Here is a 6508-nt window from a genome sequence, read left to right on the forward strand (position 1 = left end):
GTTGGCAGGGTTACCGCTGGGCACGTCAGGATCGGACTTGACGTGCTAACCCCACGGATAAACCCGGGGGTCTGCGCACTACGTCGACCTGATCACGCGTGCAGATCGTCGGAAAGTTCGCCGCTCACAACGAGTTCCCGAGTTTGAAGCCTTCCGCGACGTCGTCCTTGCGGGTGTAGGAGAACCCGTCGGCGCCGACCGTCACGGCCATCTCGCTGGCCTCCGTGCGCTCCCGCACCGGCTGCGGCTTGCCGTCGAGGTCGAGGACCAGCGACGCCTCGGTGTACCAGGACGGGACGACCGGGTTGCCCCACCAGTCCCGGCGCTGGTTGTCGTGGACATCCCAGGTCACGACCGGGTTGTCCGGGTCACCGGTGTAGTAGTCCTGGGTGTAGATCTCGACCCGGTGCCCGTCGGGATCGCGGATGTAGAGGTAGAAGGCGTTGGAAACGCCGTGCCGTCCAGGCCCGCGCTCGATGACGTCGGACTTGCGCAACGCGCCGAGCTTGTCGCAGATGGCGAGGATGTTGTGCTTCTCGTGGGTGGCGAACGCGATGTGGTGCAACCGCGGCCCGTCGCCACCGGTGAGGGCGGTGTCGTGCACGGTCGCCTTGCGCCGCAACCACGCCGCGTAGGTGGTGCCCTCTTCGTCCTTGATGTCCTCGGTCACCCGGAAGCCGAGCTCCTCCAGGTAGGCCCGCCCCTTCGGCACGTCCGGGGTCACCTGGTTGAAGTGGTCGAGGCGGACCAGCGCGCCCGGGGTGTGGAGGTCGTAGCTCCATGCCAGCCGCTCGACGTGCTCGACCTCGTAGAAGAACTCGTACGGGAAACCCAGCGGGTCGGTGACCCGGACCGCGTCACCGATGCCCTTGACGAAACCGTCTTTGCGGCGTTCGATGCGGCAACCGCGCGCGGCGAACCACTGCTCGGCCCGATCCACGTCCTCCGGGGTGCGGACGCGGAAGGCGAACGCCGCCGCGGCGGCGACCGGCCCCTTCCGCAGCACCAGGTTGTGGTGGATGAACTCCTCGAACGAGCGGAGGTAGATCGCCTCGTCGTCCTCCTCGGTGACCACCAGACCGAGCGTGTCCACATAGAACTCCCTGGACGCCGCCAGGTCGGTGACCACCAGGTCGAGGTAAGCGCAGCGGACGATGTCGGGCGGGGTGAGCTCTGATGCGGCAGCCGAGACACTCATCGTTGAACGTTCCTTCGCATGCGTGACGCCCTCAGGCGCCGAACTTCGGGGTGTGAACGGGCGCCAGCGAGATGTGCATGGCCTGCTGGTCGGAATAGAAGTCCAGCGACCGGTAGCCACCCTCGTGTCCCAGGCCGGAGGCCTTGACGCCGCCGAACGGCGTGCGCAGATCCCGGACGTTGTGCGAGTTCAGCCAGACCATGCCTGCATCGATGCGCTGTCCGAAGCTGTGCGCGCGTTCGAGGTTCGAGGTCCACACGTAGGCCGCCAGCCCGTACTTGACCGCGTTGGCCAGCTCGAGTGCTTCCTCGTCGCTGTCGAACGGGGTGATCGCCACGACCGGGCCGAAGATCTCCTCCTGGAAGATCCGCGCCGTCGGCGGCACGTCCACGAACACCGTCGGCTGCACGTAGTTGCCCGACTCGAGGCCCTCCGGACGGCCGCCGCCGGCGGCCAGCGTGGCCTCGGTCTTGCCGATCTCGATGTAGCCGGTCACCTTCTCGTAGTGCTCGGGATGCACCAGCGCGCCGACCTCGGTGGCCGGGTCGTGCGGGTTGCCCACCTTGATCTTCTCGGCCCGCTCGACGTAGCGCCGAACGAACTCGTCGTAGATGGGGCGCTCCACCAGGATCCGGCTGCCGGCGGTGCAACGCTCGCCGTTCAGCGAGAAGACACCGAACACCGTCGAGTCGATCGCGGCGTCGAGATCGGCGTCGGCGAACACCACGGCCGGGCTCTTGCCGCCGAGCTCCATCGACAGCGCCTTCAGCGTCGGCGCGGCGTTCGCGAAAATCAGCTCGCCGGTCGCCGATTCCCCGGTGAACGAGATCAGCTGGACGTCCTCGTGCTTGACCAGCGCGTCACCGGCGTCCTCGCCGATACCGTTGACCAGGTTGAACACGCCGTCCGGCACGCCGGCCTCGCGGAAGATCTCCGGCCACAGGCTGGCCGAGAGCGGCGTGAACTCGGCCGGCTTCAACACCACGGTGCAGCCCGCGGCCAGCGCCGGCGCCAGCTTCCAGCTCTCCAGCATGAACGGCGTGTTCCACGGCGTGATCAGGCCGGCCACGCCCTTGGGCTTGCGGTTGACGTAGTTGACCTGCTTGCCGGGAACCTTGTACGTGTCGTCGGCCTGCGCCACGATCAGGTCGGCGAAGAACCGGAAGTTCTCCGCGGCCCGCCGCGCCTGCCCGAGCGCCTGGGTGATCGGCAGCCCGGAGTCGAAGGTCTCCAACTCGGCCAGCCGCTCGTCGCGGGATTCGACGATGTCGGCGATCCGGTTGAGGATCCGGTTCCGTTCCCGCGGCAGCATCCGCGACCACGGGCCCTCGTCGAAGGCCTTGCGCGCCGCCGCGACGGCGCGGTCGATGTCGGCTTTCTTGCCGGCCGCGGCCTTGAGGTAGTTCTGGTTGGACACCGGGTCCAGGACGTCGAACGTGTCGCCGTCCAGGCTGTCGACGAACTCGCCGTCGATGAAGTGCTGGATCCGCTTCGGCAGGTTCTCCGGCACGTGCTGGACGGTCGTGGCGAGGGCATCAGTCATGATCATTCTCCTCCGGTGGGGGCGGGGGTGCGGGCGGCGCGGGCCGTGATGGTGTCGCTCTCGTCGACCGCCGACAGGTAGTTCGCACCTTCGGAGAGCAGCGCGCGGATCTTGTCCTCGCCCGGCTCGGTCGGCGTGATCAACGGCGGGCGGACGTGACCGGAGCTGATCAGGCCGCGCTGCTGGAGCACCCACTTGACCGGCGCCGGATTGGTCTCGACGAAGATCAGGTCCACCAGCGGATGCAGGCCGTAGTGGATGTCCAGCGCCTCCTCGAGCCGTCCGGCGTGGAAGGCGTCGTACATCTTCTTCGTGGCCGACGGCGCGATGTTGGCGGTGGCGCTGACGAAGCCGGTGCCACCGAGGGCGAGCAGCGGCAGGCACAGCAGCTCGATGCCGGACCAGACCAGCAGATCGCGGCCGGCCGCCTTGATCACCCGGGAGAAGTGTTCGAAGTCCTTGGTCGTCTCCTTGATGCCGACGAAGTTCGGCACGTCGCGGTGCAGCCGGGCGACCGTCTCCGGCTCGATCTCCACCGCGGTCCGGCTCGGCACGTTGTAGGCGATGATCGGCAGGTCGGGGAACTCGGCGGCGACCGTCTTGTACCAGACGTACAGCGCTTCCTGGGTGGGCCGTGCGTAGTACGGCGTGATGATCAGCGCGGCGTCGACACCTGCGTCGTGCGCTGCGCCGGTGAGCTCGATGGTCTCGTTGAGCTTGGCCGAGCCGGTGCCCGGGACGACGGGGACACGGCCGTCGACGGTCTTGAGCACCGTGCGGATCGCCTCCCCCCGTTCCTCGATCGTCTGTGCGCTCGGCTCGCCGGTCGAGCCGCCGATGGAGATCCCATCGGAGCCCTGCTTGAGCTGCCAGTCGACGAGGTTCGCCAGCGATTGGTGGTCCACTTCGCCGTCGGCGGTGAACGGGGTGACCACCGGCGCGATCGATCCGGTCAGTTCCTCGGGGCGGGTGCGCCAGGCACCCAGGGTGTTGCTCATGCCGATCCTCCTGCGGGCTATGCGTCGGTGTTCGGTTGGTCGGAGTTCCGCTCGGCGTCGTACTGCTTCCGCCAGTCACCGGTCAGCGGGTAGAGGCCGTCGACGGCCGCGCCCTCGGCGACCCGGGCCGCGATCCACTCCTCCTCGGCCTCCTGCTCGATCGCAGCGTCGAGCACCTCGGCCAGCAGCGCCGGCGGGATGACCAGGACGCCGTCGTCGTCGCCGACGATCAGATCTCCGGGCTGCACGGTCGCGCCGCCGCAAGCGACGGTGATGTCGCTGTCCCACGGCACGTGGCGCCGCCCGAGGACGGCGGGGTGCGGACCTCCGGAGAACGTCGGGATGTCGAGTTCGGCGACCGCGTTCCAGTCCCGCACGCCGCCGTCGGTGACGATGCCGGCCGCGCCCCGGACCTGGGCCCGCAGCGCGAGGATGTCGCCGACCGTCCCGCTGCCGTGCTCACCGCGGGCCTCGACCACCAGCACGTCACCGGGACCGAGCGCGTCGAAGGCCCGCTTCTGCGCGTTGTACCCGCCGCCGTGGCTGCGGAAGAGGTCCTCTCGGGCCGGCACGAAGCGCAGCGTGCGTGCTCGGCCGATCATCTTCCGGCCGGGGTGGTTGGTGCGCACGCCGTCGATGGACAGCTGGTTGTAGCCGTGCTTGCGCAGCTGCGACGACAGCGTCGCCACCGAAACCTTCTGCAGCTTCGCCATCAGCTCGCCGGTGAGCTCGAACGCCGCCGGCTCCGCGGTGAGCCCGGCGGCCTCGCGACTCCCCCACGCCTCGGCCCGCTGGTGATCGTCGGCCGCCGGCTGCGCGCTGAAGTCCGGCAGCGGGACCGCCCCTTCGACCACGGTGGTCCGCAGTCGGCCTGTGCGGTGCTCGGTGTCCGGGACGTCAACCTCGACCTCGACGACATCGCCCGGGACCACCACCGAGGCCCCGGCAGGAGTGCCGGTGAGCACCACGTCGCCGGGTTCCAGGGTGATCAGCTGCGACAGGTCTGCGATCAACTCGCCGAACGGGAAGGCGACAGCGCCTGCGGAGTCGTCTTGGACGAGCTCGCCGTTCACCCAAGTCCGGACCCGCAGTGCGGCCGGGTCGACCTCAGCGGCGGGCAGGGCTTCGGGACCCAGCGGCGTGTAGCCGTCACCTCCCTTCGAACGCAGGTTCGATCCCTTGTCCGCGGCCCGCAGGTCGTAGACGCCGAGGTCGTTCGCCGCGGTCACGGCGGACACGTACGACCATCCGTCCTCGCGTGCGACCCGGCGGGCGGTCTTGCCCACCACCAACGCGATCTCGCCCTCGAAGGCCAGCAGCTCGGCCCCCAGTGGACGCTCGACGGCCTGGTCGGTGACCGCCAACGAGGTCACCGGCTTGAGGAAGTACGACGGTTTGGCCGGCACCCGGCCGCGTTGGGCGATTCGCGACGGGTAGTTCAGGTGCAGTGCGATCACCTTGCCCGGCCGCCCGACCAGTGGGTGCCGAGCGAGTCCTTCGGCAGGAGAACGGACATCGTCGTGCGTCATGCCGAGGATCGTATATGATGATGTATCTGATATCAACGCCGAGTGCACACCCCTCGACGGAAGGGATCGGGACGCGCGCGGCGTCTCGGGCAAGATGGAGTGCACGCCAGCGAAACGAGGACCCATGACCACGGACGCACCGGCCGGCCGCGTCGCCACCAGCAAATCCCAACTGGCATACGAGTGGCTCCACGATCGGATCGTCTCGCACCGCTTCACGCCGGGCTACCGGTTGGTGTTGAGCCAGATCGCCGGCGAGCTCGGCATCAGCGTGGTCCCGGTCCGCGAAGCCATCCGCCGGCTGGAGGCTGAAGGACTGGTCACCTTCGAGAAGAACATCGGCGCCCAGGTCGCCCTGGTGGACGAGGGCGAATACGTGACCACGATGCAGACGCTCGCGGTCGTCGAAGGTGCCGCCACCGGATTCTCCGCCCCGCTGCTGACCGCCGACGACCTCACCAGGGCACGGGCGGTGAACCAGCGGATGCGTGAGAGCCTCGAGCATTTCGACCCACGCCGCTTCACCGAACTCAACGAGGAGTTCCACGCCGTCCTGTTCGCCCGCTGCCCGAACGAGCACCTCACGGACCTGGTGCGCCGCGGCTGGAGCCGACTGCGCATGCTGCGCGACTCGACCTTCAGCTTCGTCCCGGGCCGCGCGGTCGAATCCGTCGCCGAGCACGACCACCTCATCGCATTGATCGAGAACGGTGCCGATCCCCTCGACATCGAACTCGCCGCGCGCCGCCACCGCACCGCCACCCTCGACGCGTTCCGCCGGTTCCAGCGCGACCACGACCACCCCGAACAGCCGTAGGGCGCGGAAAGCAGCCCGGACCTGCGAAACTACAGGTCGATTCCGACCGGAATCGACCACGGAGCATGCGGGGCCAGCCGGTCAAGTGGCTGCGCCGAAACGGCAGCTACCTGCAACAGGCGAGATTGACGCGATCGTCGAAGCCCTGGGGTACCTGCGAACCACAGCGTGGACCGCACGCGTGCTGTCGACCAGCACGCAAAAGGCTCCACGACAGATAGTTCGTGTAACGCCCTGCTGCCGCTTCGAACCTGCGACGGCATCGCTCACCTCCCCCACCAATTCGCGCGGCGTTCCATCACCAACAGCACCGCCGCATCGACCACTTAGCCTCAATCCACCGGTGGTGATGGGTAACGGTTCGGCGCTGAGAAGACGAGATGCCCTTCTGAGCTGGGATGATTGATCTTGCTGAAGGAATCA

General features: G+C 68.3%; 5 protein-coding genes. 1 reads left to right on the plus strand and 4 read right to left on the minus strand.

What is annotated here, in order from left to right; genetic code table 11:
• Positions 1–124: 124 nt before the first annotated feature.
• From hpaD to AC07FN_RS45535, 4 genes are read right to left on the minus strand one after another with little or no spacing between them, the layout of a single operon-like run.
• The gene (hpaD, locus tag AC07FN_RS45520) at positions 125–1198 is read right to left on the minus strand and encodes a 3,4-dihydroxyphenylacetate 2,3-dioxygenase (protein ID WP_478401318.1); all 1074 of its coding nucleotides are present in this window, start codon (positions 1196–1198) and stop codon (positions 125–127) included.
• A 31-nt stretch (positions 1199–1229) separates the two neighbouring features.
• Positions 1230–2741, minus strand: a complete 1512-nt coding sequence (gene hpaE / locus AC07FN_RS45525) for a 5-carboxymethyl-2-hydroxymuconate semialdehyde dehydrogenase (RefSeq protein WP_478401319.1) — start codon at positions 2739–2741, stop codon at positions 1230–1232.
• 2 nt (positions 2742–2743) lie between these two features.
• Positions 2744–3739, minus strand: a complete 996-nt coding sequence (gene dapA, locus AC07FN_RS45530) for a 4-hydroxy-tetrahydrodipicolinate synthase (protein ID WP_478401320.1) — start codon at positions 3737–3739, stop codon at positions 2744–2746.
• Positions 3740–3756: 17 nt separating this feature from the next.
• Positions 3757–5268, minus strand: coding sequence for a fumarylacetoacetate hydrolase family protein (locus tag AC07FN_RS45535; protein ID WP_478401321.1), 1512 nt, complete (start codon positions 5266–5268; stop codon positions 3757–3759).
• 124 nt (positions 5269–5392) lie between these two features.
• Between AC07FN_RS45535 and AC07FN_RS45540 the strand changes: the two genes are divergently transcribed.
• Complete coding sequence (locus AC07FN_RS45540; RefSeq protein ID WP_478401322.1) at positions 5393–6085, plus strand: GntR family transcriptional regulator; 693 nt, start codon at positions 5393–5395, stop codon at positions 6083–6085.
• Positions 6086–6508: the final 423 nt, after the last annotated feature.

The organism is Saccharopolyspora sp. NPDC045941 (assembly GCF_056431445.1).